Source organism: Bacillus sp. ATD, assembly GCF_050585765.1.
In the GTDB taxonomy this organism is placed as follows: Bacteria; Bacillota; Bacilli; order Bacillales; family Bacillaceae; genus Bacillus; species Bacillus stercoris.
Genome location: NZ_JBOBQH010000002.1, coordinates 575449 through 598408 on the forward strand (window position 1 = coordinate 575449; position 22960 = coordinate 598408).

At 37.3% G+C, this 22960-nt stretch carries 31 protein-coding genes and 8 pseudogenes; 25 read left to right on the plus strand and 14 right to left on the minus strand.

The annotated features are described in order from the left end of the window. The first annotated feature begins 101 nt into the window (after nucleotides 1–101). Together ACQXR1_RS07670 and ACQXR1_RS07675 are read left to right on the plus strand one after the other, a co-directional pair. On the plus strand, nucleotides 102–884 hold the full coding sequence (locus ACQXR1_RS07670; protein WP_326273616.1) for a VLRF1 family aeRF1-type release factor: 783 nt from the start codon (nucleotides 102–104) through the stop codon (nucleotides 882–884). Nucleotides 885–1021: 137 nt separating this feature from the next. Then, nucleotides 1022–1558: a DUF420 domain-containing protein gene (locus ACQXR1_RS07675; protein WP_003231280.1), complete on the plus strand. Its 537-nt coding sequence runs from the start codon at nucleotides 1022–1024 to the stop codon at nucleotides 1556–1558. Nucleotides 1559–1647: 89 nt separating this feature from the next. Here the strand turns inward: ACQXR1_RS07675 and ACQXR1_RS07680 are convergent, their stop codons facing one another. Then, complete coding sequence (locus ACQXR1_RS07680) at nucleotides 1648–2325, minus strand: lysozyme family protein (protein WP_014664251.1); 678 nt, start codon at nucleotides 2323–2325, stop codon at nucleotides 1648–1650. Nucleotides 2326–2517: 192 nt separating this feature from the next. Between ACQXR1_RS07680 and czrA the strand changes: the two genes are divergently transcribed. Continuing rightward, nucleotides 2518–2841 (plus strand): Zn(II)-responsive metalloregulatory transcriptional repressor CzrA, encoded by a 324-nt coding sequence (gene czrA, locus ACQXR1_RS07685; protein WP_003231284.1) that lies wholly within the window; start codon nucleotides 2518–2520, stop codon nucleotides 2839–2841. Between the two features lie 26 nt (nucleotides 2842–2867). Here the strand turns inward: czrA and csk22 are convergent, their stop codons facing one another. Beyond that, a complete protein-coding gene (gene csk22 / locus ACQXR1_RS07690; RefSeq protein WP_014664250.1) occupies nucleotides 2868–3413 on the minus strand; it encodes a mother cell-specific sporulation protein Csk22 in 546 nt (181 codons plus the stop codon). A gap of 206 nt (nucleotides 3414–3619) precedes the next feature. Here csk22 and ACQXR1_RS07695 point away from each other — a divergent pair, with 206 nt between their 5' ends. The 7 genes from ACQXR1_RS07695 to csaA all read left to right on the plus strand — a co-directional run bounded on the left by ACQXR1_RS07695 (nucleotide 3620) and on the right by csaA (nucleotide 8411). Then, nucleotides 3620–4558 carry a helix-turn-helix transcriptional regulator gene (locus ACQXR1_RS07695; protein ID WP_430771932.1) on the plus strand — a complete coding sequence of 313 codons (939 nt, stop codon included), beginning with the start codon at nucleotides 3620–3622 and terminating at the stop codon, nucleotides 4556–4558. Between the two features lie 53 nt (nucleotides 4559–4611). Then, a complete protein-coding gene (locus ACQXR1_RS07700) occupies nucleotides 4612–5094 on the plus strand; it encodes a GyrI-like domain-containing protein (RefSeq protein WP_430771933.1) in 483 nt (160 codons plus the stop codon). A gap of 77 nt (nucleotides 5095–5171) precedes the next feature. Further along, the gene (locus ACQXR1_RS07705) at nucleotides 5172–5873 is read left to right on the plus strand and encodes an MBL fold metallo-hydrolase (RefSeq protein ID WP_430771934.1); all 702 of its coding nucleotides are present in this window, start codon (nucleotides 5172–5174) and stop codon (nucleotides 5871–5873) included. A gap of 5 nt (nucleotides 5874–5878) precedes the next feature. Further along, on the plus strand, nucleotides 5879–6454 hold the full coding sequence (locus ACQXR1_RS07710) for a TetR/AcrR family transcriptional regulator (protein ID WP_430771935.1): 576 nt from the start codon (nucleotides 5879–5881) through the stop codon (nucleotides 6452–6454). 76 nt (nucleotides 6455–6530) lie between these two features. After that, nucleotides 6531–7274, plus strand: coding sequence for a GNAT family N-acetyltransferase (locus tag ACQXR1_RS07715; RefSeq protein WP_430771936.1), 744 nt, complete (start codon nucleotides 6531–6533; stop codon nucleotides 7272–7274). Nucleotides 7275–7288: 14 nt separating this feature from the next. Next, the gene (locus ACQXR1_RS07720; protein ID WP_430771976.1) at nucleotides 7289–8014 is read left to right on the plus strand and encodes an AraC family transcriptional regulator; all 726 of its coding nucleotides are present in this window, start codon (nucleotides 7289–7291) and stop codon (nucleotides 8012–8014) included. Between the two features lie 64 nt (nucleotides 8015–8078). Next, nucleotides 8079–8411, plus strand: coding sequence for a chaperone CsaA (csaA, locus tag ACQXR1_RS07725; protein WP_069839307.1), 333 nt, complete (start codon nucleotides 8079–8081; stop codon nucleotides 8409–8411). A gap of 356 nt (nucleotides 8412–8767) precedes the next feature. Here csaA and ACQXR1_RS07730 read toward each other — a convergent pair whose 3' ends face one another. Together ACQXR1_RS07730 and ACQXR1_RS07735 are read right to left on the minus strand one after the other, a co-directional pair. Next, on the minus strand, nucleotides 8768–9010 hold the full coding sequence (locus ACQXR1_RS07730) for a hypothetical protein (RefSeq protein WP_169051582.1): 243 nt from the start codon (nucleotides 9008–9010) through the stop codon (nucleotides 8768–8770). Next, entirely contained in the window at nucleotides 8985–9335 is a 351-nt protein-coding gene (locus ACQXR1_RS07735) for a winged helix-turn-helix transcriptional regulator (RefSeq protein ID WP_014664240.1), read from the minus strand. The genes ACQXR1_RS07730 and ACQXR1_RS07735 overlap by 26 nt, the downstream gene beginning before the upstream one ends. A 168-nt stretch (nucleotides 9336–9503) precedes the next feature. Here ACQXR1_RS07735 and ACQXR1_RS07740 point away from each other — a divergent pair, with 168 nt between their 5' ends. Continuing rightward, on the plus strand, nucleotides 9504–10250 hold the full coding sequence (locus ACQXR1_RS07740; protein WP_430771937.1) for an SDR family NAD(P)-dependent oxidoreductase: 747 nt from the start codon (nucleotides 9504–9506) through the stop codon (nucleotides 10248–10250). 432 nt (nucleotides 10251–10682) lie between these two features. Here the strand turns inward: ACQXR1_RS07740 and ACQXR1_RS07745 are convergent, their stop codons facing one another. After that, nucleotides 10683–10856, minus strand: a complete 174-nt coding sequence (locus ACQXR1_RS07745; protein ID WP_169051584.1) for a hypothetical protein — start codon at nucleotides 10854–10856, stop codon at nucleotides 10683–10685. A gap of 44 nt (nucleotides 10857–10900) precedes the next feature. On the opposite strand from ACQXR1_RS07745, the pseudogene ACQXR1_RS07750 reads away from it, so the two are divergent. The 3 genes and pseudogenes from ACQXR1_RS07750 to ACQXR1_RS07760 all read left to right on the plus strand — a co-directional run. Continuing rightward, nucleotides 10901–11053 (plus strand): annotated as a pseudogene (locus ACQXR1_RS07750) (ABC transporter ATP-binding protein); the annotation flags it as partial. A gap of 13 nt (nucleotides 11054–11066) precedes the next feature. Then, nucleotides 11067–11276, plus strand: coding sequence for a bacteriocin-like WGxF protein (locus ACQXR1_RS07755; protein ID WP_040082925.1), 210 nt, complete (start codon nucleotides 11067–11069; stop codon nucleotides 11274–11276). A 168-nt stretch (nucleotides 11277–11444) separates the two neighbouring features. Beyond that, on the plus strand, nucleotides 11445–11927 hold the full coding sequence (locus tag ACQXR1_RS07760; RefSeq protein ID WP_227098657.1) for a hypothetical protein: 483 nt from the start codon (nucleotides 11445–11447) through the stop codon (nucleotides 11925–11927). Nucleotides 11928–11943: 16 nt separating this feature from the next. Here the strand turns inward: ACQXR1_RS07760 and ACQXR1_RS07765 are convergent. Continuing rightward, a pseudogene (locus ACQXR1_RS07765) lies at nucleotides 11944–12026 on the minus strand (hypothetical protein); the annotation flags it as partial. Nucleotides 12027–12113: 87 nt separating this feature from the next. On the opposite strand from ACQXR1_RS07765, the pseudogene ACQXR1_RS07770 reads away from it, so the two are divergent. Further along, a pseudogene (locus ACQXR1_RS07770) lies at nucleotides 12114–12278 on the plus strand (hypothetical protein); the annotation flags it as partial. Between the two features lie 163 nt (nucleotides 12279–12441). Here ACQXR1_RS07770 and ACQXR1_RS07775 read toward each other — a convergent pair. The 3 genes from ACQXR1_RS07775 to ACQXR1_RS07785 form a co-directional block, all read right to left on the minus strand. Then, nucleotides 12442–13602 (minus strand): Rap family tetratricopeptide repeat protein, encoded by a 1161-nt coding sequence (locus tag ACQXR1_RS07775; protein WP_430771938.1) that lies wholly within the window; start codon nucleotides 13600–13602, stop codon nucleotides 12442–12444. 156 nt (nucleotides 13603–13758) lie between these two features. Next, nucleotides 13759–14208, minus strand: a complete 450-nt coding sequence (locus ACQXR1_RS07780; protein WP_252408507.1) for a phage holin — start codon at nucleotides 14206–14208, stop codon at nucleotides 13759–13761. Between the two features lie 489 nt (nucleotides 14209–14697). After that, nucleotides 14698–15072: a YoqO family protein gene (locus ACQXR1_RS07785; protein ID WP_168781000.1), complete on the minus strand. Its 375-nt coding sequence runs from the start codon at nucleotides 15070–15072 to the stop codon at nucleotides 14698–14700. Between the two features lie 332 nt (nucleotides 15073–15404). Here ACQXR1_RS07785 and ACQXR1_RS07790 point away from each other — a divergent pair, with 332 nt between their 5' ends. Beyond that, complete coding sequence (locus ACQXR1_RS07790) at nucleotides 15405–15581, plus strand: hypothetical protein (RefSeq protein WP_252408506.1); 177 nt, start codon at nucleotides 15405–15407, stop codon at nucleotides 15579–15581. 464 nt (nucleotides 15582–16045) lie between these two features. Here the strand turns inward: ACQXR1_RS07790 and ACQXR1_RS07795 are convergent. Beyond that, a pseudogene (locus tag ACQXR1_RS07795) lies at nucleotides 16046–16260 on the minus strand (hypothetical protein). A gap of 145 nt (nucleotides 16261–16405) precedes the next feature. Here ACQXR1_RS07795 and ACQXR1_RS07800 point away from each other — a divergent pair. After that, nucleotides 16406–16517 (plus strand): annotated as a pseudogene (locus ACQXR1_RS07800) (hypothetical protein); the annotation flags it as partial. A gap of 117 nt (nucleotides 16518–16634) precedes the next feature. Beyond that, a complete protein-coding gene (locus tag ACQXR1_RS07805) occupies nucleotides 16635–17558 on the plus strand; it encodes a hypothetical protein (protein ID WP_430771939.1) in 924 nt (307 codons plus the stop codon). Between the two features lie 92 nt (nucleotides 17559–17650). On the opposite strand, the pseudogene ACQXR1_RS07810 reads toward ACQXR1_RS07805, so the two are convergent. Together ACQXR1_RS07810 and ACQXR1_RS07815 are read right to left on the minus strand one after the other, a co-directional pair. Next, nucleotides 17651–17743 (minus strand): annotated as a pseudogene (locus ACQXR1_RS07810) (ATP-dependent DNA ligase); the annotation flags it as partial. A gap of 69 nt (nucleotides 17744–17812) precedes the next feature. Continuing rightward, a pseudogene (locus tag ACQXR1_RS07815) lies at nucleotides 17813–18488 on the minus strand (SOS response-associated peptidase). A 256-nt stretch (nucleotides 18489–18744) separates the two neighbouring features. On the opposite strand from ACQXR1_RS07815, the gene ACQXR1_RS07820 reads away from it, so the two are divergent. Then, nucleotides 18745–19266: a hypothetical protein gene (locus ACQXR1_RS07820; protein WP_136654090.1), complete on the plus strand. Its 522-nt coding sequence runs from the start codon at nucleotides 18745–18747 to the stop codon at nucleotides 19264–19266. Nucleotides 19267–19304: 38 nt separating this feature from the next. Here ACQXR1_RS07820 and ACQXR1_RS07825 read toward each other — a convergent pair whose 3' ends face one another. Next, nucleotides 19305–19538: a hypothetical protein gene (locus ACQXR1_RS07825; protein ID WP_082032992.1), complete on the minus strand. Its 234-nt coding sequence runs from the start codon at nucleotides 19536–19538 to the stop codon at nucleotides 19305–19307. Nucleotides 19539–19679: 141 nt separating this feature from the next. Here ACQXR1_RS07825 and ACQXR1_RS07830 point away from each other — a divergent pair, with 141 nt between their 5' ends. The 6 genes and pseudogenes from ACQXR1_RS07830 to ACQXR1_RS07855 all read left to right on the plus strand — a co-directional run bounded on the left by ACQXR1_RS07830 (nucleotide 19680) and on the right by ACQXR1_RS07855 (nucleotide 22616). Next, nucleotides 19680–20381 (plus strand): hypothetical protein, encoded by a 702-nt coding sequence (locus ACQXR1_RS07830; RefSeq protein ID WP_103749677.1) that lies wholly within the window; start codon nucleotides 19680–19682, stop codon nucleotides 20379–20381. A gap of 196 nt (nucleotides 20382–20577) precedes the next feature. Further along, a pseudogene (locus ACQXR1_RS07835) lies at nucleotides 20578–20808 on the plus strand (helix-turn-helix domain-containing protein). A gap of 500 nt (nucleotides 20809–21308) precedes the next feature. Beyond that, nucleotides 21309–21689 carry a hypothetical protein gene (locus ACQXR1_RS07840; RefSeq protein ID WP_430771940.1) on the plus strand — a complete coding sequence of 127 codons (381 nt, stop codon included), beginning with the start codon at nucleotides 21309–21311 and terminating at the stop codon, nucleotides 21687–21689. A gap of 49 nt (nucleotides 21690–21738) precedes the next feature. Next, complete coding sequence (locus tag ACQXR1_RS07845) at nucleotides 21739–21924, plus strand: hypothetical protein (RefSeq protein WP_430771941.1); 186 nt, start codon at nucleotides 21739–21741, stop codon at nucleotides 21922–21924. 33 nt (nucleotides 21925–21957) lie between these two features. Continuing rightward, nucleotides 21958–22179: a hypothetical protein gene (locus tag ACQXR1_RS07850; protein ID WP_116315615.1), complete on the plus strand. Its 222-nt coding sequence runs from the start codon at nucleotides 21958–21960 to the stop codon at nucleotides 22177–22179. 44 nt (nucleotides 22180–22223) lie between these two features. After that, the gene (locus ACQXR1_RS07855; protein ID WP_430771942.1) at nucleotides 22224–22616 is read left to right on the plus strand and encodes a UPF0715 family protein; all 393 of its coding nucleotides are present in this window, start codon (nucleotides 22224–22226) and stop codon (nucleotides 22614–22616) included. Between the two features lie 9 nt (nucleotides 22617–22625). Here the strand turns inward: ACQXR1_RS07855 and ACQXR1_RS07860 are convergent, their stop codons facing one another. Continuing rightward, nucleotides 22626–22856, minus strand: coding sequence for a hypothetical protein (locus ACQXR1_RS07860; RefSeq protein WP_430771943.1), 231 nt, complete (start codon nucleotides 22854–22856; stop codon nucleotides 22626–22628). Nucleotides 22857–22960: the final 104 nt, after the last annotated feature.

A 22960-nucleotide genomic window follows, 5' to 3' on the forward strand; every position in this document is an offset into this window, starting at 1 on the left:
AAACAACAATTCCATTATTACTAGAAATTAGCGCTAAGTCAGGTTTGATCATTTTTAAGAGAGGAAAAAGAAAACTAACCTGTGAAAAAGGAGGAAGCGGAATGGCGATTGATTCATTGATTAACAAATTACAATATGTCCAATTGGAACCGCCGGATAAAATTCTCTCCCTGTATCTCAATACAGATACGAGAGATCCAGATCAGCAGAGGGGGGAATGGAAGATTGCCCTAAAGTCAGGATTCAGCCGATTAAAAGAGTATTTGGCTGCTAGTAATCCAGAGGAGGAGAAGTGTCTGGATGGAATCAGAGCTAAAATGAATCAATACCTGAATGCAATGGGAAAAGACATGCCCCGCAGTCTCGTGTTTTTTGTTTCCGACAGTGGCATATGGGAAGCGATTAAGCTTCAAGTCCCTGTAGATACTAGATTTTACTGGGAAGAAACAGCTGTCCTGGATCAGCTAAGGGATTTGCGCCAAACATACCCAAGTACGGCGTTTATTTTAACTCAGCAGCATGAAGTGAAAATTATTGAAACCGTTTTAGGGGAAATTGAGACGGTGGAGCGTTATGAGTATGATATGATCAATGAGTCTTGGAAGAATTGCCATTCCGCTGTAAACAAAGCGGAAGCATTTGAAGAGAACCGGATGAGGGAACATGTAACAGAGAACCAATCGAGACTATATAAGCGGCTGGCTGCCAGCCTAGATCAAAAAGCTGCTGCGAAAAGATGGGAACGAATGGTCATCGCCGGGGATAAAGAAACGGCTGATATCTTGGATCAGCATATGAATAAACCCATTCATTCGAAAATTCAAAAGAACCTGCTGAATGAAAATGAACATAAGGTCATTGAACATCTGATAAAAGAAGCGTAAACCTGACAGGGCCGGGGCTAATAGCCGCCGGCCTTTGAAGTGTGTCTAATTTCTGACGAAGCAGTCGAAAACGTTGACATCTTCTTTGAATTTGCATACGATTTGGATAGCCAGTACAAATTAGGAGAGGTCACCAAATGAATCAAACAGAAAATAAACCGAAAAATTACACGGGGATTGTCCTCACGCTGACAGTTCTGATTAACGGTTTAATCGCAGTGCTGTTTTTTATGCCTAAATTAGATCAGTTCAGCCATGCGAATATTCACATTTTGCCCATGCTGAATGCGATATTCAACAGCTTTACGTTTATCTTCTTATTGGCCGCGCTGATTATGATTAAACAGAAAAATATTAAAGCTCACAAACGCTTTATCTTAGCCGCATTCACAACAACATTACTATTTTTGATTTGCTATGTGACTTACCACTCGATTGCGGAAAATACGCTTTATGGCGGAGAAGGTATTATGCGTCCGATTTACTTCTTTATTTTAATTACACATATCTGCCTTTCTGCAATCATTGTGCCGCTTGCGCTGTTTACGCTGATCAGAGGCTTCAGCATGCAGGTAGAGCGCCATAAAAAAATCGCCAGATGGACAATGCCTTTATGGCTGTATGTAAGCCTTACAGGCGTTATTGTATATTTGATGATTTCACCATATTATTAAAAGCCATACTGAGTATGGCTTTTTTTACATGTAAACATGACAAAATCCCAAATTCATGTTTGGGATTTTGTCAACAAATTGATAGACTCTTATTCATGAGCCTTGGATTCCATGGTTTCAAGTGTTGCAACCTGCATAGATTCTTCAACAGTTTTTGTTTTTTCTTTTACTTTTTCTGCATACGTATAATCACCGTAGCAATACGGATAGCGGAAATTGTTCATGTTTCCCCCGCAAGTATACAGATCAGGATTTTTTTTGACTTGCTGCTCGGAGTATTGTTTTGCCAATTCCTCAGTATGCGTTCCTCCATGTTCAGCTACAAAATCAATGTAACCTGCCCCCATGTTGTAGCTTTGAATAATGGTATCCAAATCCACACCTTTTTCCTTACCGGTCTTGTACATGAGGGTAAATTGCTTGATGCCTTGTTTAACACTGAGTTGAGGGTCTGTTATCTCATTGCGTTTTAACCCCAGAGATTCAGAGGACTGCATGGGATCATTGCCTTTTCCTTTTGACTCCTGATACATCATGCCTAATATGAGTGATGTATAATGAGAGAGTCCTTGGCTTTCAAGCTCTTCTTCCACCAAGGGTTTGTAATCGGTTAAACGTTCCAAAACAATCGTTTTTGTATCGATCGGAAGTTTTTTGATTAAATCCCGGTTAAAAAAAAGCAAGACCAATAAAAAAGAGGCGATGACAAAGACAAAAATCATCATAAAACCCGCAGCAGCGAAACAGCCTTTTCTCTTTTTCTTCACTGTGTTTCACCCTCAATGTTTGGAGCAGTATGACCTTTTTATTATGACATAGAACGATAAATCAGACCAAGTAAAAACCTGATTTGAAACATAAATTTAAACTATGAGATTGAAATGGAATACAAGCAGGCTGTTTTGCACTCAAGCGCATTTGTTATAAGATAAAATTATGAATAAAGAAAGGTGATACATATGACTGAATTTAGAGAAACGGAACAATCGGCTGCTGATCTGGACGAGGAGACTTTGTTTCTAGTAGCGCAAACATTCAAAGCGCTTTCTGATCCTACCCGAATCAGAATTCTTCATTTATTGTCACAGGGTGAACATGCAGTAAACGGAATTGCAGAAAAGCTGAATTTACTGCAGTCTACAGTGTCCCACCAGCTTAGATTTTTAAAAAATCTCCGGCTTGTCAAATCGCGCAGAGAAGGAACATCAATTTATTACTCTCCGGAGGATGAACATGTTTTAGATGTTCTTCAGCAAATGATCCATCATACACAGCATGATTGAAAAAGACATCCTTGCTTAACTCGCTGTTAGCGGGCAAGGATGTCTTTTTCTTTATTGTGTCTGTGCTGTTCGAGTTCGTTTCGGCTAAGCTTGATGACAAAAGAGGAAAAACCGATATAATAAACGGCTATCAGAAAAAAGACGCCAATTGTCAGAGGGTCCGTTCCGATTGACTGACTGTATGATCCAAGGCTGTTTAGATCAGGTGAGGTAAGATAAAGCTCCGTCACTCGATACAGAAATCTTGATAGAAATAAAGTTAAGAGAATCATCTCTACCCAAATATGAGTCCGAAAATAGATCTTTCCTCTGCGTTTTTTAAAGGAGATGTTTTTCTTAGCGAAAAAGACAAGGAGCCATCCGCCAAGAATACCCATAATGAGATATCCATATAAAAAAGGGTGGATGAGGCTGAAGATTGAAAGCACAAAAGCAAACAGCGAGAAAAGAATGATGCGGGTGAACAGCCAGCGGGGCTTCAGCGGCTGGTATCCGATGGACCTTTTAATTTTTTTATACAGAAAAAAGATGATGATCATGGCAGGATAAACGCTTTGAAGTGTAAAATGCATGATGTGAAATCCCCTCCGTTGAGAAGTGTATGCTTATCCGGTTGGAAATAGTAGCTGAAATCAAATACTGAACACAAAAAAGAAGGGGGAACCCCTGTTTTCATAACATATGCGAGGTGTATGTGGCCGCATAATAGATATGCCCAAGCTTTATCAAAATGTTATGATTGTTTTGATGGGAAATACAAGAAGAAAAGGTGCGCAGAATGAAACTGGAACGTTTGTTAGCGATGGTTGTATTATTAATCAGCAAAAAACAAGTGCAGGCTGCTGAACTTGCTGAGCTGTTTGAAGTATCAGTCAGAACCATTTACCGTGATATTGAGACGATCAATAGGGCTGGTATTCCAATTGTGACCTCACAGGGCTCCGGGGGCGGAATTGGCATTATGGAGACGTATCGGCTTGAGAGAGAGTGGCTGAAGGAGGAGGAGCTGTTTGCGATCGCTTCTGCTTTGCAGAGTGTTTCATCTATGCACGAACCTGTTTCTCACAACACAGCTTATCGAAAAATCAAGCACCTCATACCTGAGCAGTCAGCCGAAGCATTTAAGCACCAAACTGAAAAATGGTTTATTGACATGACGGCTTGGGGCCAGACTGAGGATCAAAAGGCGCTTCGTGAGAAAATCAGCGCTGCCATCGATCGATTGTCAACGATATCTTTTACATATACAAGCGCAAGCGGGGAAACACTGCTTCGGGAGACTGAACCTTATACATTGGTTTGCAAGGCGGGGCACTGGTATTTATATGCCTACTGCCTGGTAAGAAATGATTTTCGTTTTTTTAAACTAAACCGGATGAAAGATCTGGCCATCTTACATCAGACCTTTATCAGAAAAGACATTCAGCTGGACACTTTGCCATGGGATAAGAGATGGTACCAAAAGGACCGTTTAACTGAATTGGTTAATCTTGTTCAGCCGGCAGCACGTCAGCGCATAGGTGAATGGTTCGGATATGATGTCCTTCACTGTGATGAAAATGAAATCTGCCGGGCAGTGATTTCGCTTCCTGAAGATCAATGGCTGATCGGTTTTTTGCTCCAGTTCGGAAAGGATATTGAGGTTCTGCAGCCTCTTCATATACGGGATAAAGTAAAAGAAACCATTCATCACATGCAAAAAATATATGAAACCTGACACACTGCTGTCAGGTTTCTTTGTCTATAATCTTAAAAAAAGGAGGAGATCGTATGGGCTTTTCACATATGACACACTTAGACCGGAAACGATTTGCCGGACTTTCACAACGGACAAGCAACGCACTGGAAATGACGGAAGAAAGGAGGATTCCGGCACTGTGGGACCAAATCTGGAAGCAGGATATGAGCGTTCTTTTATCACAGGGAGAAAAAGACCAGAGCATTATTGCCTTATATTCGAATTATGAACAGGAGACAAATGGGCTTTACACATTTTCAATCGGAACGTTTCAGGAATACGACGACATCCTTCCGGAACCATATGAAAACATTGATTTGCCGGCTTCCGCTTATGCCGTTTTCACTTCCAGAATCGGTCCTATTGAAGAGATTGTGCTTGAAACGTGGAAGGACATTTGGACGTGGGATAAGCGACATCTGCGCACGTTTACAGGTGACTTTGAGGTGTATGATCGAAGTGCTGCAGTGCCACAGCGGGCACAAGTTAACATTTATGTAGCGATAAAAAAATAATAAACTCTTGAAAAACTAATGGCATTAGTTAATAATAAAACTAATGCTATTAGTTTTTTGTTAGGGGGAATAAAAAGATGAGAATGACTCAGTATCAAACCGTTTGGCAGCTGACTTTTTTTCCAGCATTGTTTCCAGTCAATTGCTATTTAGTAGAGGAAGAAAACGAAGTCACCCTTATTGATGCCGCGCTTCCAGGCAGCTATAAAGGAATCATTCAAGCTGTGAATCAGATTGGAAAACCGCTTCAGCATATTTTACTGACTCATGCACATGGGGACCATGTTGGATCACTGGATACATTGGCACAAATATTTCCGCATGCGAAGGTCATGATCTCGGAACGGGATTCATTCTTGCTTCAAGGTGACACATCCTTGCGGCAAGATGAACCGCAGACGCCTATAAAAGGAGGTATTCCGAAACACATACAAACAAAGCCTCACCAACTGCTGACGGGCGGTGAAACAATTGGTTCCCTGCTTGCCATCCCTACACCCGGCCATACACCAGGCAGCATGTCATTTCTTGATACAAGAAACGGCACTTTAATAGCAGGGGATGCGCTTCAGTTGCGCGGAGGAATCGCTGTTTCAGGCCAGATAAAATGGACGTTTCCTTTTCCCGCTTTCGCTACATGGAATAAGGAGGAGGCCATCAAAAGTGCACAATTGCTCGCCGATAAGGCGCCTTCCTGTCTCGCTGTCGGACATGGAAATTTCCTGCGATCACCTACAGAGCGGATGAGACAGGCGATCCAAAAAGCCAAGAAAGGATGATGAGCATGTCACCGAGAATAGGATTAACCCCAAAAATGATTATAGACGCTGCAGCTGAGATCGCTGATCAGGAAGGGGTAAATGGTGTCTCACTTGCAGCGCTTTCTAAAAAAATGAATGTACGCCCTCCGTCATTGTATAACCATATCAACGGGCTGCAAGCAATCAGAACAGAACTTGCTGTCAGAGGACTGACAAAGCTTTTTGATCAAATAGCGGACTCCGTAACGGAACGAAAGGGAGATTCGGCTATGCTTTCTTTAGCTCATGCATATGTTGATTTTGCAATTGAAAATCCCGGATATTATGAAGCGGCTCTGCTTAAGGTTCAGGACAAAAGAGCGGAAATCGCTTCAAACCAAATTGTCCGTCTTGTGACAGAGCTGCTCATTGAAAACGGCTATGCAAGTGAAAAGACTGCCATTCATGCGACAAGGGGGCTTAGAAGCCTGCTGCATGGCTTTACTGCTTTAATTGCAAAAGAAGCATTTGAACGCGAGGAGAACATTTCAGAAAGCCTGTCATTTTCAATTAGAACGTTTTTGTCAGGTTTATTAATAAGCAATAAAACTATTATGTAAACCTATAAAAGGTGTCTTATATTTCTGAATATTGTATAATGTCAAGGAAGTATACATAGGGGAGAGGCATTATGCAATGGATGACATTCACAAGATTGAACGGTTAGCGGCAGCTTCATGGCCGCCTTATATTCAAAAAAACATAGGACAATGGCTTCTCAGAGCGAATTTTGGAGTAACCAAAAGGGCAAATAGTGTATGGACTTCTGCGGATATGCCTGAAGGTGATTTTCAGCTTGAGGCCGAACTTTTTTATCAAAGTTTAGGCTTGCCTGTTTGTTTTCATATTAGCGACGCATCACCGAAAGGGCTTGATGACGCATTGGCAGAAAGCAGATATGAAAAGGTTGACGAGTGCTTCCAAATGACGGCGTTGTGCCGGTCGATTATGAGCCGAACAAATGACAACAGCCGATTTACATACAAGTGGGAACAAGAGCCATCATCTGTTTGGATAGATGAATTTATTCAATTAGAAGGGTTTTCGCCCGAGCGTCACCAAGGTTACAAACACATTTTCGAACGCATGCCGCCGTGTAAAACTTTTTTTAAGATGTATGACAAAGGAAGCCTGACAGCGCTTGGCACGGTTTCTGTTATTGATGGTTATGGCGGACTTAGTAATATCGTTGTAGCCGAGGAGCACAGAGGAAAAGGAGCAGGAACCCAAGTGATCAGGGTGTTGACTGAATGGGCAAAAAACAACGGAGCGGAACGCATGTTTTTACAAGTGATGAAAGAAAATCTGGCGGCAGTTTCGTTATATGAAAAAATCGGATTTTCGCCTATATCGGAACACCATTACCGGATGAAAAGATGACCAAAGAAAGGGGGTTGCTGATGGAATCGCTTCAAGAGATTATTTGCGAAAAACGGACATACACACGCCTATATCATTCACATAAGCACGCGTACAGCCAATTTCTTTTTCCGCTTGAGGGAAGTATAGATCTTGAGACTGAGGGGCGCCAGGTGAAATTAAATCCGGATCATTTTTTATATATTCAACCGGAGTGCGAGCATCGCTTCCGCTCTATCGGAAGAAATGAATGTCTTGTACTGGATGTTCCGCTTCATGCAATGAAAATTGATGAGTATCGTGCAGGATCGGGAATTGAAGCTGCACTCGATCCTTTCTGGTCTTCGATCAGGTACTTGCTGACAGAGGAAGCAAAGGCCGGAACAGCCAACTCGCTTCATATGCTAGTACAATACATAAAAGAAAAGCTTCAATCCCATAGCTATGCTTCAATTGCATACATTCACAGCCATTTATTTGAGCGGCTGACGATTAAGAAGCTGGCAGAAATCGAGCATTATCACCCAGCTTACTATTCAAGCTGGTTCAAAAAACAGACAGGGAAGTCCCCGCAGAACTATATTGCCGACCTTCGCCTTAAGGAAGCAAAACGAATGCTGATGGAGAGAAATGAAACTCTTACCGTTGTGAGCGAGGCGCTGGGCTTTCAAAACCTTTCTTCTTTTACCAGATGGTTCACAAAAAGCACAGGAATGCCGCCCCGCCTGTATCGAAACACCTTATATTCAGATAAAAAATAATGGCTCTTTGGTTAAGCGAATCTTGAATATCTCCTTTACAATAGGAGAAAAAGGAGTTATTGATATGGCAGTCATTGAAGACTTTGAGAAATTGGATATCAGAACGGGAACAATTGTAAAAGCGGAAGAATTTCCTGAAGCAAGAGTACCGGCAATCAAGCTTGTAATAGATTTTGGGTCGGAAATCGGCATAAAACAATCGAGCGCGCAGATCACGAAGCGTTATCAGCCGGAAGTTCTCGTCAACAAGCAAGTCATAGCAGTCGTGAACTTTCCGCCCCGCCGGATCGCCGGATTCAAATCGGAAGTCTTGGTCCTTGGCGGCATTCCTGGCCAGGGCGACGTCGTTCTGCTGCAGCCGGATCAGCCTGTTTCAAACGGCACAAAAATCGGATAACACAAAAAAGACGTTTGCCTAAGGCAAACGTCTTTGCGTATTGGGGCGATGCACCACACGCCACATTCGTGTGTGCCGTAAAGGCATGTACATCGGCTTACACAATTCAGCTCATCGCTATATGAATATAGCATGGCGGGCGTAGGAATGCAAGGTAAATTTGTAATTGTGAGTGAATTTGTTGTCAGAATTTGATAATGTGAATAAAACCTGTTAAATCAATAAACACGTACTAAATAATAAGGTGAATACAGGGGAGTAGTGTGACCTGGATTTTTAATTCAGGTCTTTTTTATGCACAAAAAAATGCCTATCTAGAGATCATAGGCATTAAATATTATTATCAATATCTTCATTTATTTTTTGGCTAAGTTTCTGAACCTTCTCTTTAACATTTGAAACAGTCTTTTTTGAATCTCATCAAAGTTCTCTTGAATATAGTCCATGACACTTCTTATTAAAACTTCGCTTTCAAAATTGAATATCTCATTTATTTCTGACTGTTCTTCATCTGTTAGGTGATGGTATTGAAGTTGTTTAGCATTTACTTCAGCAGCTACATCAATCCTAACTTTAGTTGTCTGGTTGTACAATTTCATATTCGCCTTCTGCATACTCTTGCTCCGCATAATGGCTTCCCCATTGACATAGCTCCTGCAAGATAGGTTTAAGAGATTCTCCAAGTTCAGTGGATGAATATTCAACCTTCGGCGGTACTTGATTATACATCTTTCTGCTCACAAGTCCACTGGCTTCAAGCTCTCTAAGTGTTTGAATCAGCATTTTCTGAGTTATATTTGGGATAATGCGCTTTAATTCACTCGTTCTCTTTGGTCCATTCATTAAAAAGTATAATACAAGGCCTTTCCATTTTCCGCCAATAACTTCCTTTGTCACTTCAAACCCACAGCTAAATTTTTTCATGTCGAAAGCTCTCCATTCCACATTTATTACTTTTTAGTTACTATATCACAAAAAAGTGGGTACTTCCGATAATGTGCTTACTGAAGGATACTATATCATGTAAGTTGTTCTTCAAGTACTTAAAGGTACTAGACATAAAATAAAATTAATTCTAAAGGAGTGTTAAGTATGGGTAAATTTGAAGGTAAAATAGCGCTTGTAACGGGTGGAACAAGCGGGATTGGTCTTGCTACAGCACAAAAATTTGTAAACGAAGGTGCATATGTTTATATCACGGGACGTAGACAAAACGAACTTGATAAAGCTGTTAACCAAATTGGCATGAACGTAACCGGTGTTCAAGGTGATGTATCTAAGCTTGAAGACTTAGACAAACTATATGACATTATAAAGCAGGAAAAAGGTAAGTTGGACATTCTTTTTGCTAATGCAGGCATCGGCAACTTCCTTCCATTAGGTGAAATTACTGAAGAGCAGGTTGATAGGACGTTCGACATTAACGTTAAAGGAACCATCTTTACTGTTCAAAAAGCGTTATCACTATTCCCGAACAAAGTAGGTTCTATTATTGTAACGGGCTCTACTGCTGGATCAATTGGCAACCCAGCGTTTAGTGTATATGGAGCATCTAAAGCAGCATTAAGAGCACTAGTTCGCAACTGGATTCTTGACCTAAAAGGTACTGAAATCCGTGTAAACGTGGTTAGTCCAGGAGTTATTCTTACACCTGCATACGATGAGCTTTTTGGTGATGCACTTGAAGGAGCAATGGAAAATACCAGAAATACTGTCCCAGCTGGAAAAGTTGGGACACCTGAAGAAGTAGCAAACGCTGTATCTTTCCTTGCTTCAGACGAAAGCAGTTACTTGACGGGTGTTGAATTGTTCGTAGATGGCGGGCTAGCACAGGTATAATTTCACTGCGCAGAGATTACAAATAGTCCCCGAAAAAGGTTAATGGGGATTTACTTGAAGAAGTGGTATAAAAAAGTCGTTTTCCTTAAAGGACAGGGAATTCTACTTTTTTATGTATGAATTTGATTAACGTTGTAAATTTGCATTTACCTGGGGCTACCACTAAATGACCTGTAAAAAAGATTACTTTGTGAATAAATGTACTTAAAGTAACGGGGGCGTTAGTTGTAGAACAAACAACACCGTTGTTGTAGTAAATGAGGTCATTTGTTGTCTAAAAAAAGGATAGTTGAATACACCCTGTTCATCTATCCTCTCTTTTTGTTTATAAAATGTGTGACATTTCAGTTGGTTGCTTAATTATTAATAATATTAAACATTTTCTTGACTTTTAATAAAAAATAATATTCCTGTCCTTGTATTCTAATACTTTTAAAAATATTTAAAGGAATCCTTATGTCCTGAATAACCACAAATGCTGCATACATAATCTCCTGTGCTTGTACCAAGGTAATACTCTTTATCGGGTCTATTAGGATGGTCGCAAGGTGGATTCCCTTTTTCTTTCCAAGCTTTTCTTAACTCAGCTGCTTCGCTCATTTGCATACTAGTATTTTCCTTTCCGGTTGTATAAAATAGTATATACCTAGGCCGATGAACCGACCGGAAACCTTGATGAGTACAATAAGAACATTATTCTTTCTCTTTTCCATCAGTTGAAAGAAATGGGGAAAACAATCATATGTGTAACGCATGATCCAGAAATAGTTAACTGCTCTGATAGAGTAATAAACCTTTCGTAAGGAGTTGTTCTTGATGAAACATATTACTTTTGCAATTTCTACAAGCATCCTGATTATTATTACCGGTATTGTTCACAGGGTTATTTTTAGACTATTTGGATTTCCATTCGATGAAGCGCTTGTCTTCTGGGGCGGGTTTGTTGTTGTTTATTTTGTTTTAGCTTTGATTGCTTCCTTACTCTTTAGAAATGTTGGTTCTAGCAGCAGAAGATATCAGGCGTAACTCAATCTGGTCATTTAAACAATAAAATATCCCTTATCTTGAATACATCCCAAATATAAAGTATCCTGTAGATGTATTTAGTTGGTGTATCAACCACTATAGGCCAGAGAGTTCCCTCACACACTCTCTGGCTTTTTGTTTCGTTTTAACTTGGAAGGAGACAGTATTGTGTGGAAAACTTTAAGACAATTATTCAAGAAACAGAAGAATCAAAGTCCAATCGATGAAGGTTATATACAGATTCCAGAAAAGGATATCAATCAAGTATTAAAACAAGTGATATTTGAGTTGGAGAGCCTGGGGGAGGCAGTATCCGAGAAGCTGCAGAATAAGTATGCAGGTGTTTTTGAAGCTCAGGGTAAACCAAATCTCAGCATCAAAGTTTGTAGAGACATAGATGGAGATGTAATAAATGATTTAACGGCTGAGAGATGCTTGGAAAAAGAATACCGTTCACAAATAACCATTAATTATTATCAACCTGCAAAAGCCTATGATGAAGATTTGGACTGTTTCACAATTGATTTATGGTATTACTATGGTGGCTTTGTAGGAAGCTGTTGTGGAACATTATTCGATTTAAATAATAATGACTTAGAAAAAGAAATTGAAGAGATGCTAATATTTTTTCTCAATTATAAACAAAAATAAAAAGAAAGCCACAAAGGCTTTCAATTTGGTCTGTCTTCTGTAATACATCCGTAGATGCATATGAATCATTTGAGCTGCAGGCGCCAACGATAAGCTCAAAGTGAATGCTGCAAAACCTAATAAACTCTATTTAAATCGGTAAACCATCAATCAATATAATCCTGTATCCAATTAATTGTGAATTTAATTAGTTTATTTGAAGTGGATAATGAAAAGAGAAGGAAACTCGGGTTTGTCATGGATGGGATTAGAAGCAAATATGGATCGAAAGCAATTCTGAGAGCAGTTTCTTATACACCTGCAGGAACTGCGCTTCACAGAGCAGGGCTGACTGGTGGACATAAATCATGAGAATAGAGGGGAGTTCCCTCCATTCTCGCATACTTAGTTATTAGTTTTTACGTTTCGGCTCTTTCAGCAACTTTGAGCGTATCGTTTTGTTGTTGGAGATAGGAAGCACCCACTGTTCCGGCAACACCGAATAATAGAACTGCACAGATAATTAGTTTTGTTTTCATATTGCTTCTCCCCTTTTAATTTGTATTCTTGCTTCATTTGCCAAACGATAAAATTCAATTGCACCCCAAGCTTCTTTCTTTCCTGTGAGAAAATCAGCTACAACAACTCCATAGCTTTCCATATCGGGGTACATGCATCTTTCTCTGAAGAACTGGAATGCTTCTCTTACTAAATTTAAATCCGAGTCCAAGAAAAGACCTTTAACCATTTTCAGCTTTTCAATTACTACTTCATTGTTATACTGTTCTGCTATCTGCTTTGATTGTTCATAAAATGCTTGAGCATTTTTAGTGTCGTTTTGCCTTCCTTTTAAGAAGGAAATAACAAACAATGATTTAGCTGCATAATCATGGTTTTCTGGCTCAATGATTTGGAGCGACTTGTTAAAATAAAAAAATGCTTTATCAAGTTCTTCCATTTGATTATAACATAATCCAATATTAAACAGTGCTGAACGTATCAAATGTCCACGATTCTTCTCATTTTTATTCAGCTCTTCTGCTTCTTGATAAGCTTTATATGCTCGTTTTAACGCCTCATCAAACTTCATGCTGTCAAGCAAATTGCCAAATATGACGAATTGACAACGTACTTTTTGTACCCCGTATGTAGAGTTTCCATCAACATCAGGCTGCTTTTTAAAAATATTATAGGCTCTCATGGCATAATTCATTGAAAAGTAAGTCTGTTTCATGTGGTAATACACTTCTGACAATTTGAAATAAAATTCAGCTTTTTCAACTTCAATGTCTTCGCTATCGATTGAGTCCAAGTATTTCTCTGCTTGTCTATAGTGATTAAGGGAGAACGTCAATTCTTTTTGTCTAAAATAAAACATGCCCATAAAAAAATAATAATAATATTCGAGCATACCTGTTAAGTTTTCATGACCTTCATATTCTTTTAACTCACCATAATTTTTCTCAATATCCTTTATGGCGTTAGGGTACATATACGATAGCATTAATTTATGTCTAAATTCGAGTAGAGAGTAGTATAGCAAGACATCTTGATTCTCTTCCATAATCTTTATTTCTTGCATAACTTCTTTTCGCATTTCCTCTGCTCTACCGACCCAATTCTTTTTAATTGCCACATACCAATGATTCATTTTTGTCGCTACTAAGTCATAGGGAATGACTTTTTCAGTCTTCAAGTTTCAAACCCCTTTCTGTCCTTTTTATTATATAGTTGCACTGGAGGAAGGAAATGTAAAGTTATTTGTATGAAAATTACAAATAAATTGATTGTATGCGTGAAACTTCAAAAAACGAAAAAAATACCCTCCTCAATCAAGAGAAGGGTAGGGGTTTTATCTCGGTAAATCATAATCCATTGCTTGTTCACTATCAGAAATACCTTGAGTTGTTGGGTCAACAATGATACCCATTGCAGTTAAAAAAGTTAGAAGCGCATTAAATTTCTCAGTCAAATTGTCGCCAAATACAGTTAAGTCGTATATCGTACACGAATAACATGCTTGTCGCAAAAATTTATAATGAGCTAAAAAAGACAGTAAACATAAGGATTTTGATACTTTAATTAGTGAATAGGGGGTAAACGATCGTAAATCATAAGCGGGAGTAAGGGAAAGGGGGTATTTTAAGCAAATATTGATGAATAAGGAGAGATTTGAAGAGGGAAAAACATTGATATTATAGGCTTTTACGATAGCGATTGCGATGTTAAATAGGATGATTTTAAGGAAAATTATGAAAAAGGAAACTTGGATAGGGTGTGGAAATAGAGGTACTATGAGCATTTTTGTTCTTGTTTTTGAGTATTTGGATGTTAATAGACCTCCTATATATTGGTAACGAAATCCCTATACAATAGCTCTTATATCTGCATTTCAGTTACATATAAGGGTTATGCTCGAATGCTTTATAGATATATATAAGTGAAAATCAAGAATATTTTTAAAAAAAAGCAGAATAATTTCTAGCTTGAAATGGAATAGATAACTCTGTTTTTTGATCGTTATCGTAACAGGAAAAATTAATACGAACACTTATTATGTCCTTAATAAGCAAAATGTTCTGAATGAAGTACTCAATGTCTTTTTAATGGAAATGGAGCATCCATCGTTTTTTTATTTGGCTATATTTTAATCCCTCAATGATCTCGACTGACTAAACTTTATATGCAATATAAAATATGGCCAAGTAATTGTTATTACTCAGCGGTAACAGGAGAGAAGGAATTAGGGAGAGCATTTGATTTCATACATAAGAGACCACAAGGCAATGAGTTAAAACTCTTTACCATGAGGTGTTTTTCTTAACCGATTCGCAATAAGTTTCATTAAATTTACTGCAATAGATACCAAAACAATGATCAAAGCGATCTCAAGTAAGATGATAAGTCCAATATTTAAGTTAAGCCTATCAAAGTAATCACCGGTAAAGGAAATTAGTTGATAAATCCCTAGCATTAGAGCTATAAAGGTTGCTCCTAAAACAATTAGAGATTTTTTTGAGAAATCCTTAGCATGTTCAAAATTATAAATTATTAGGAATACAAATAGACAAGCCATAGCAATCTCATGAGTCAACGAACCACTTGCTGAAAACCCTTGCACAATTAAGGAAACAATTAATCCAATTATTCCGATTATTTTATTCAAGACATCACCTGCTTTGTATGATCCTAGGTGCCAGCTTACCAATTAAAGGGGAATTTCTCAAGACGATGTACTTTAAAGTTAACTTAAAATCGTGATTTTAATAGATCAGGGGGAAACGGATGAATCAAGATATTCAGTTTTTAAAAGAGCTTCAAAATGAATTGAAAACACTCATGACTCTCAAGCTGCACCTCGATTCTGGTCTGTAGGGGATTATAAATCGATCCAAACTTCAGAGGATAATGCGGAACGCTTTTCTTTTTACATCCCTGAAGATCAAGTGATTCTTATGACTGGAAAGTTATCTAAAGGACATCAAGGAGAATAATGAATTGATTTCAGAAGCGTTAGAAGCGATGGAAGATATAGAGTATGAAGCTTCAGCATTAGATTGGATACACGAATATGTTGACAGTAGTGCGGATCTGATACCAGAAACAGAGATTCATCATATCTATCAAAATACAATGTTTCTAACTAAAGCGGAGGCAAAACAGCATATAAAATAAAATCATTACCACTATTCGAGAAAGGTTCATACATACGAAATGACAGCTTGGAGAGCACCCAAAGTTGAAAGATTGCTTAAAATTCTCGAAATGTTTTATTGGGATTCAATTAAAGACAATCAATACATTTTATAAAGAGGACTATAAATGAACACGTATGTTGTTACTAAGGAAACTGAAGATTATTTAATAAAATAAATAAATTGTTTATGTGGGCATTAATAAAGATGCTGCCTTTAGCCATACTCCTGAAACAAGTGAAAACAGACTAATTTTAGATGTCTGGTTTAATGATCTATTGATTAAATCATTCAGCAGAATTCCTAATGAAAACTGGTGTTTATCCCTTGATAAAGTAACAGTTGCGAAGAAAGAAGTTGAAGACTAAAGCAGAGAATTAAAGAAGGCACAAGAACTTTTAGAAATATTAGAGAAAGCTGATGAGTTTAAATAAAAGATAGTTTTTAACTAAACATATAAGGATGGATCGTTATCGTACATGCATCGATAACGATCGCAGAAGGGGTTGTTAATCATAGCGGTGTCTTTTCTCGAAATAATCTGGATACTTATTCTGCTTTGATCTGGATTTAAATACAAACCAAATTGCAAAAGCAAACATATAATCCAGGACTTTTTCAAAAGTCCAATTTGTGAAAAGATCCAGAAGAAAATTCATTAGATTTCACCTCCGAGACAAAAATGTCCTATCTCTCTTAGATGGCATGTGTATGACACACCTCTATAAATAAAAGAGTGAAATCCAATATGAAAATCTAAAAAAGAATTGAAAAAAACATAAAAAAATATAAAGGGTGCAGTAAATGACGGAGACTAAAGCGAACGCAAATGTAAAGATTCACGTACTGGTTGACGAAACACTAAGCGGTATCAAGCGCGAAATACGTAGAGGTAGATGGTAAAACGGGGGTTGGCTAGAAGATCATAATTTTTTGATAAAAATGATCCGGATGATGAGTACGAGAACAGAGCTAATTTAATATGGATTTTCAATTTTCAAAATTGTAAGGTTAATTTATCTACCTGGAGGTGATGTTAATGTATATAGGAAATGGCCATTACTGTTATTCAAATTCAACTGCAATGTTTCTTTCATCAATAGGAGAAAATGTATCTCCTCAACTTATAGAAATATTAACTGGTGTTGGGTTAGGTGCGATGATAGAAAATGAAAAAAAACTTTATTTTAGTATGAGAGATCCTGATGATGGTATCAATTACGCTTTAAACATCCTTGGATTTACTGCAGAAGAACATCAGCAAGCTAGTGACTTAGATGACCCATTTCCGTTATTAAAACAGCAAATCAAACAAAATCCTGTCATTCTAGGTCCTTTAGATATGGGGGAGCTAACATACCATCCGAATCATAAAAATTTAAATGGTTCTGACCATTATGTTCTAGGTTACCAAATGGATAATGAAAATATTTATGTGCAAGATCCAGCTGGCTTTCCATTTGTTCCACTGTCACTGGACCAATTTAAGAAGGCTTGGATGGCGGAAAGGATCCCGTATAGGAAAGGAATTAATAAATATTGGTCTACAGCAAAAAAGGTTGTCACATTAGACAATAACGAAATATACGAGAGAGCAATTGATTATTTTAAGAGAACTTATCGGGAATTCGAAAAAGTGGATATAGGGTTAATTGGAAGGGAAGCAATTTGTTTTTATGCTGATCAATTATTAAATGCCTCTATTACAGCTGATACTATAGGGCATACAACATTCTTCCTTTTCCAATTAAGTGCAAGAAGGGCCAACGATTATGCAGTGTATTTTAAAGGTAGGCATTCACATTTATCAGTGTTGAAGACTGAACAGGCTAAGGTGTTTGGTATGTGCCATTCTATGTCTGTAAATAAAGATTGGAAAGGTATATCGGAGAAGTTAATGAAGCTAGCCGATTTAGAGGATAATTTTAGATTGGAAATTTTAAAGGTCGGCTATTAATTATAGAGATTTCCACTTTAACAAACGGGGCGTTTGTTAAATAAAGGTCTCAATACATATTATATATATCAACTAGGTATGAGCCCTTATTTTAATTTTAGTCTTGATAATTTAAGCTCAGTGATATAGTTCTCGTCGTCAAATGGCCCTTTTATTGAAAGCAATAGCATTGGCGATATAAACAAAATATCACCTCCTACTTAGAACATATTAGCTAAGAGAAGGTGATGTATAAAGCGATCTGGCAGTGGTACTTAATGGGGTTCAATGAGCTCAGGTGAATTGTTTTTAGGTGAATTCACTAAAGATGAAACCTGGTATGCTTCCATGTTATCAGCATCATAAGGCTGCAGTAAGCTTTGTAGATAATCAGGATCAGTATTTTTAGGGTTGAGCCATTCCTTTTCGTTTTCATCAGTAAGGATAACCGGCATCCGATCATGAATGTCTTCCATAAGTTCATTAGGCTTTGTCGTGATGATTGTGCAAGTGTACAACAGATTCCCTTCTGGCGTGTTCCACTTTTCATATAAGACCAGCAAAAGCAAAGAGATTAGATGATTTAAGCTTAATCCGCATAGGAATCTTAGTCTTTGGGTCAAGGCGTTTCCATTCATAAAAACTGTCAGCGGGTATGATACAACGTTTGCTGACAAGTGGCTTTCGAAAGCTTGGTTTCTCGGCCAGTGTTTCGGCACGAGCATTAATCATCTTGTATCCGATCTTTTCAACTTTAGCCCAAGGAGGGATAAGGCCCCATCTAAGCTTGCCCAGACGGTTATTGGATCCATCGTTAATGATTGTCAGGATGTTTTGTGAAGGAGCTACATTATAGCTTGGGGATATTCTACCTTCAGGTAAGAATTGATCTATGTTGAATTGCTCGATGATGTCATCAAACTCAGAAAATAAAGTAAACCTGCCACACATATTCATCATCCATTTAAAAAGTTGTTATCTATACATAAACAGTCACTATTTTACCCAACTAGAAGCATAGCTTTAATCTGGATGTATTTATTAGTTTTGCAGGAAACAGACAACCTTTAATTGACCTTTTATTTAATGGAATAAATATATGAGTGATTAAGTCAGACTAGTTGAAAAATCTCACTTTATAGTTTAAATGGATAAATATGGGGTAATAACCGAATGTACACAATTTTACATTTGGAGGAGGATTACCTTGAACTCTACAATCTGTAAGGTGGGTATTGTTGGAGCGCTGGTCATTGGTGGACTGTTTTCACCTTTTGCGACTGGAGCAGAAGCTAAAGAAGAAGCTAGAAACAACCATACAACTATATTAAGTGTTAATCAACCAGTTAATGTAGTTAAAACAGCTTCAAGGTTTAATAGTCAAAACATTGAAGCAACTGCTGATGACTGGGAATCAGCAGGAACTGAGTATGGAAGCACAAAGTTCGAAAAATATTCTTTAGCTGCAGTTGTTCAGACTCTAGGATTTGCATTAAACCTTCCTTCAGGTGGATGGTCTTCCTATTTAGCCGGATTAGCAAATATGATTATTCTAGGCGAATATCCTGTTGTTTATTTTAAAGATCGTAAAGAGTTTAAAATGGCCGGTGCGACACTAATGACACGCCACAATGTTACAATTTATGAAGACAAAGATCGTAAGAAGAAAATTGGATCAGATAGCTTTATCATTACTGATACAGGTGGCCCAAAAGCAGCTAAGAAATAAGTTTAAACAAATAATCCTCCCACAAGGGAGGATTATTATTACATATTAACTAAAGTGTAAGTCAATGAAACGATGAATAAAAAATACGAAATATAAGAAAGTGCCTTTGACGAACTTGTTCTATGTTTTTGGAATGTATAGATAAGTGCAAAACCCAAGAAGAAAACTGTTACAAACCAAGAAGTGTATTCTGGAAAGATGGCAACCAGCAAAACCATGATTGTTGAAAAAATAAATGAAGAGTAATGAGTAACTTTATGATCATTATTCAAAAAAATCACCTCTACAGATTTTTACCCAATTAAGTTTGTATTAAAACATTATATAAAAAGGAGAATAGAAAAATGCCAAACATTAATTCTAATTAATCAATAAAACATGGACTTTATTCTAAACGAAGAGAGATGTGAGCAATGGTAAATATCTTAACTAATATCTTGAAAAGTGACAGATTGGATGAATATCCACTATTTCGAAAGTTCTGCTCCCTCAAAGAAAAAGGGTTACGTAAGGAATCCTTTAAAGCATTATCCTCCTTTATTGATGAAGCAAAGACGTGGGATAATAATGTCCAACAGAAGTTTGCTTGTTGGCTATTTGCTTTATTTGAAACATCAGATGATATTCACCATGTACTCGTTCATCCTTTGGAAGAGGAACTTTTAAAGCCTTTACTTAAGGGATGGATGAAGAGTAATCCGGAAGATCCAAGGCCATATAGGTGGTATGGTTTGTTTTTCAATACTGAAAAACGTGTCGATTACTTACACAATGCGCTTAGACTTGGTGGCAGCAATGAACAATTATCCTTACTAACGCTAATCGATATAAATTTGAACGCACTTTGGTATTCATTTCATCATATATCCGAAGATTTGTACCTTGGCGATATTAAAGACGATACAGCACTTATTATTAAGTCGCTGCAGTTAAACAACAAGGTAGAATGTCAACAAACAAGAAATAGCAATAACGAAGCACTTAACTATTATCAAGATCTGTTGAATGACTGGGTGTTGTTTACAGAAAAACAATCAAAGGGATTTATTGAATGGTGTGAAAATAAGGGTAGAAATTATCATTGGGTCAAATCCTATTATTACGAAAAACATTGAGCGCAGCAAGTGAAGCTCGTTATGAGTCGAAAAGTGGGGACGTAAAAATCAAAGGCAAATATGGGATTGACCATGATGATCCTGAAGATTATCCATTTTAATGTTCCAACAGGGTCAAGGAAAATAAAAAGCCTTGGCCAATATTATAAATTTGATGATCATTTTAAGTGATCAAAAGTAACCAGAGGTGACAACAATGATTAAATCAAATTTAAAGCACATAATAGACGAAAGGAAGATCAGGATAGGCAGCTCAGCTATCCAGAGATATTGATAATGAATATCCGACTGTCAGAAAGCTTTATCATGACGAAATGGAGCGGTATCCAAGAGTCTGTTAGATAAAGTCTGTACATACCTAAACATCGAGCTGCAGGAATTGCTGATATTCGAAAAAGGTCATAATCATATCGATCGCTCAGGATGAAAATGGTATATTAAAGTTGCAAGCATAGGAAGTAATTACAGTTTTCTAGGTCTACATAAAATCGTACTTTTATTTAGTTAGGGGAGAGGAGAGTAAATTGGTTAAGTTAAATTGGGTTGCTGGGAGTTGGAATACACCCGATATTTTTCGAGGAGTTCCTCATAGTGTAAACTTTGAATCTCTCTTGTGAGTTTAATTGATACAATGAGTAAATGTAAGTATATCGGCGAATGGATGACTGGTAGTAAAGGTAACAGAATTGATATTGATTTAAGGGAAACTGCTTAAAATAGATATAGGGGGATTAAATTGAAACCAACCACTACTTATGCAGTCATATGGATCTCGACTGCATTGGCTACTTCAGTAGGAATTATAGTTACCAAGAGCGCACTGCCCTTATGGGCGCTGTTAATTCCTTTAACAATACCGTTTCCAAAAAATAAAAACAAATAAAACCAGCCTTTTAATGAACTATGAAGTAGTAAATGGGGGATACTATGAAATTAACTCTTTTAGAAACTGGAGTGGACTCTTTAAAAGCAACATACAATTCTTTAGAAGATATTGATTTTATCCTTGAAGGCGTAGAACATAGAGTTAAAGATTCTATTTTATCTTTAAATCATGCTAATGAAATTTTATTTAAGCTCTTGCTTAAACAGAGAAGTGAAGGTTTGGTCTTTGTTGATATGGAGGCTTATATGAATGCAAAAGCAGAAATGAACTCTAAAGAGAAAAATAATGCATTTGAGGTTAAACCTGGTTTGCAGACAGTTGGTTTTTCTGAAGCAATTAGAAGATTAGAATTGATGTGTGATATTGAAGTGTGCTCATTCTTAAAGAGAAGTCTAAATTATTTGAAACAGAAGAGAAATTAAATTATGCACTACGAAATTTGAACTTAACGAGGGAGAATTCAATGCAATTGTGAAAAAATTAGAAAAGTGCTATGAATACACAATTCAGTTCTTTTCAAAACATATTGACAAATTGAGTGAGTTAATAGATGATGTTAGATTTGAATTAACAGTCGATGAACCAGATGTTGAGGCAATGCATGATGAATTAATTTTGACTACTTGGCTGAAATGGATGAAAAGAATAACTGAATAAAACTACGATTTTAAAGAGAAGCAGGGGGCAATAATGTTAAAAATGATTACTGTTTGGTATAAGTATTACGATGATAATGACCCTAAGTTAAACCATATTGAAGACGGCTGGTCAAAAAATGAGTACCCAAAACCAATTAAATCATCGTTTGCAAATCAAGAAGCTTGGAGAAAAAGCGAGTGGGAGAGAAAATATGCATATCTTGATGAAAAATCTAGAGTAGTTGATGCGACTAAGGCTATTTGGCTTAAGTAAAGTTTTGTATTAATAAGGTTTTTTGAAGACAGGGGGATAGACTTTTGCTACCTAATAGATTGTTAAACAGTTATGTTTATACTCTAATAATCTCTAGTTTATCATTTGGTCTAATCTTTGGTCTGTATATGTTTGCTTACTCTGGTTTTATGGCAATCGCATTAGTCACTATTGGCATCATAGGATTTTATGCTTTAATCACTTACTTGGTATTTGCTGTCCCTTTGCAAGTGTGGCTTAGAAGAAGGCCCAGAAAATTCAGTTTGAACAATTTTTTAATTTATATTGCAGTAGCCCTTTTAGCTGTGTTTTTGTTCTGGACTGTTGATTATCCGCCAAATGCTCTTACTATATTCAGAAGCTTAAATTTTTACATTATGAGTATTGTTGCAGGTCTTATTTATTGGTTTTGGGACTCCATATTCCTACGAAATTAACACATTAAATTAAATTATGAATTTCACACCGTTTACAACAAGTAAGAAGGCTGCTGATCCAAACAGTAAATATCCGGACAGTTTTTGTTTGCTTAATATCGCTTCAACTCCGACTAATAATAAAAGGGCGGCAACAAATAATTGCACAACAATCAACAATAATTCATTTTGATTGAACAATGAGTATATGCACAAGACTAATGCAATGCAAGAAACCGAAATTTTTGCAACTTTTAGCAAGGTATCACTCCTTATGCGGTCATGAATTAACCTTAACACGATTACGCGTCTTAATCCGAGAGCATAAAGAATCAAGATAAAAGAAGTGTTTTATAGAGAATTGA

Bases quoted from the DNA above. Each gene is read 5' to 3' on its own strand.
- ACQXR1_RS07670 (WP_326273616.1), top strand. From the start codon at position 102: ATGGCGATTGATTCATTGATTAACAAATTACAATATGTCCAATTGGAA.
- ACQXR1_RS07675 (WP_003231280.1), top strand. From the start codon at position 1,022: ATGAATCAAACAGAAAATAAACCGAAAAATTACACGGGGATTGTCCTC.
- czrA (WP_003231284.1), top strand. From the start codon at position 2,518: ATGACTGAATTTAGAGAAACGGAACAATCGGCTGCTGATCTGGACGAG.
- csk22 (WP_014664250.1), bottom strand. From the start codon at position 3,413: ATGCATTTTACACTTCAAAGCGTTTATCCTGCCATGATCATCATCTTT.
- ACQXR1_RS07695 (WP_430771932.1), top strand. From the start codon at position 3,620: ATGAAACTGGAACGTTTGTTAGCGATGGTTGTATTATTAATCAGCAAA.
- ACQXR1_RS07700 (WP_430771933.1), top strand. From the start codon at position 4,612: ATGGGCTTTTCACATATGACACACTTAGACCGGAAACGATTTGCCGGA.
- ACQXR1_RS07705 (WP_430771934.1), top strand. From the start codon at position 5,172: ATGAGAATGACTCAGTATCAAACCGTTTGGCAGCTGACTTTTTTTCCA.
- ACQXR1_RS07710 (WP_430771935.1), top strand. From the start codon at position 5,879: ATGTCACCGAGAATAGGATTAACCCCAAAAATGATTATAGACGCTGCA.
- ACQXR1_RS07715 (WP_430771936.1), top strand. From the start codon at position 6,531: ATGGATGACATTCACAAGATTGAACGGTTAGCGGCAGCTTCATGGCCG.
- csaA (WP_069839307.1), top strand. From the start codon at position 8,079: ATGGCAGTCATTGAAGACTTTGAGAAATTGGATATCAGAACGGGAACA.
- ACQXR1_RS07730 (WP_169051582.1), bottom strand. From the start codon at position 9,010: ATGAAATTGTACAACCAGACAACTAAAGTTAGGATTGATGTAGCTGCT.
- ACQXR1_RS07735 (WP_014664240.1), bottom strand. From the start codon at position 9,335: ATGAAAAAATTTAGCTGTGGGTTTGAAGTGACAAAGGAAGTTATTGGC.
- ACQXR1_RS07740 (WP_430771937.1), top strand. From the start codon at position 9,504: ATGGGTAAATTTGAAGGTAAAATAGCGCTTGTAACGGGTGGAACAAGC.
- ACQXR1_RS07745 (WP_169051584.1), bottom strand. From the start codon at position 10,856: ATGCAAATGAGCGAAGCAGCTGAGTTAAGAAAAGCTTGGAAAGAAAAA.
- ACQXR1_RS07755 (WP_040082925.1), top strand. From the start codon at position 11,067: ATGAAACATATTACTTTTGCAATTTCTACAAGCATCCTGATTATTATT.
- ACQXR1_RS07780 (WP_252408507.1), bottom strand. From the start codon at position 14,208: ATGCTCATAGTACCTCTATTTCCACACCCTATCCAAGTTTCCTTTTTC.
- ACQXR1_RS07805 (WP_430771939.1), top strand. From the start codon at position 16,635: ATGTTAATGTATATAGGAAATGGCCATTACTGTTATTCAAATTCAACT.
- ACQXR1_RS07830 (WP_103749677.1), top strand. From the start codon at position 19,680: ATGGTAAATATCTTAACTAATATCTTGAAAAGTGACAGATTGGATGAA.
- ACQXR1_RS07840 (WP_430771940.1), top strand. From the start codon at position 21,309: ATGAAATTAACTCTTTTAGAAACTGGAGTGGACTCTTTAAAAGCAACA.
- ACQXR1_RS07850 (WP_116315615.1), top strand. From the start codon at position 21,958: ATGTTAAAAATGATTACTGTTTGGTATAAGTATTACGATGATAATGAC.